The organism is Caballeronia arationis, assembly GCF_001544975.2.
GTDB classification, from domain to species: Bacteria; Pseudomonadota; Gammaproteobacteria; order Burkholderiales; family Burkholderiaceae; genus Caballeronia; species Caballeronia arationis.
This window is the reverse complement of sequence record NZ_FCOG02000474.1, coordinates 1-1,165: the sequence shown is the minus strand read 5'-3', so window position 1 is coordinate 1,165 and position 1,165 is coordinate 1. Positions and strand designations below refer to the sequence as shown.

At 57.8% G+C, this 1,165-nt stretch carries 3 protein-coding genes; all 3 read left to right on the top strand.

Annotation, left to right across the window (positions count from 1 at the left end; genetic code table 11):
* Window positions 1-484 (top strand): hypothetical protein (locus AWB81_RS46300; RefSeq protein ID WP_159939042.1); only part of this gene is annotated, 484 nt, incomplete at its 5' end.
* Between the two features lie 66 nt (window positions 485-550).
* Window positions 551-946, top strand: a complete 396-nt coding sequence (locus tag AWB81_RS43280) for a hypothetical protein (RefSeq protein WP_062644741.1) — start codon at window positions 551-553, stop codon at window positions 944-946.
* On the top strand, window positions 943-1,165 hold a 223-nt coding region (locus AWB81_RS43275; RefSeq protein WP_144444407.1), incomplete at its 3' end, for a hypothetical protein. The genes AWB81_RS43280 and AWB81_RS43275, both read left to right, overlap by 4 nt.

Below are 1,165 nucleotides of genomic sequence, written 5' to 3'. Positions count from 1 at the left end.
GACCATCTACGTCCAACTACAGATTGATGTCTACGGCGGATGCGTCGAGCTTCTGAGCAAGGAAGTCACGGAGGCCGACGCGCTCCAAATGTTCGCGAAGGCGAGCAGCGACCCCCGATTGATCAAAGAGGACGTCGCAACGTTGCTTGCGACCGAGACTGAAGGCGATGTCTTGCTGTTGGGCTACTCGACCCCGGGGCTTCGGGGCCCTCACGGGACGGTCGCTTTCGCCCGGGAGCACGCAATCGATGCGGCGGAGAAGTATTTCGGCTTCTCGCCCGATGAAGTCCGCGCAGCGCTTCATCCCGGCAATGTCGCCGCATTGATCGACGAGCGCGAACGCGGCATGGCGCGGCTGCAAGATGACTATCCCGAGCTTGCAGAGTTCTACGATGCCTTCGTGGAAGCCATGGACGACATAAGAGAGAACCCCCCGGACGAATTCAAGCGGGAAATGGCGCTGACCCGCGGCCCGCTGCACTAGAGGGGCCGTTGCCCGCCTCCCCTGTTCTCGCGAACAGATGCCAGCAGAATCGGAGATAGAAAAATCGTGGCTAATAAGCGGCCAGCAAATGTTTTCGCCTTCGGCGAAAACTTAGTGAAGTGCAAAGAGGAGGCGGTCAGACGCTGCGTCGACAAGGCCCGGTGTGAGGGGTCGAACGTCGCGGCAGCCGAGCGAAAAGCGGCATCCCTCTTCTACAGATTTGCCGAATTTGAATGGCGTCTGTCGAAGGCTACGACCGCCCAATATGTGCGGGTCTATGAGCGCTTTGCCGAATCACGGCATCGCGCCGAAATGGAAGAACTCTTCAGCGCAGGCGAACTGGCGGTTCTCGCGCCGTACTCGGACGATGAACTGACCGAGATCGTGTTGGAGAAGGCAATCAATCCAACCCTTACCCGTGAACAACTGAAACATCTACTCAAGACCCGACAAGCAGCATGAACGGGTACTCAATCACCAACGTCGAAAGGGAAAAACATATGTCCAAACTTGATGGTGCAACTGTCTATGTCGAGCTAGAACGCGCCGGAGGTGGCCGCATTGAAATTTACTCGCGCGAAGCGACAAAGGAAGAGGCGCTGCGGATGTTCGACTCCGCGAGCAACGACCTGCAAGCAATCGAGGACGATCTTGTCTCGCGTCTCGCAGCCGAGGTCAAAG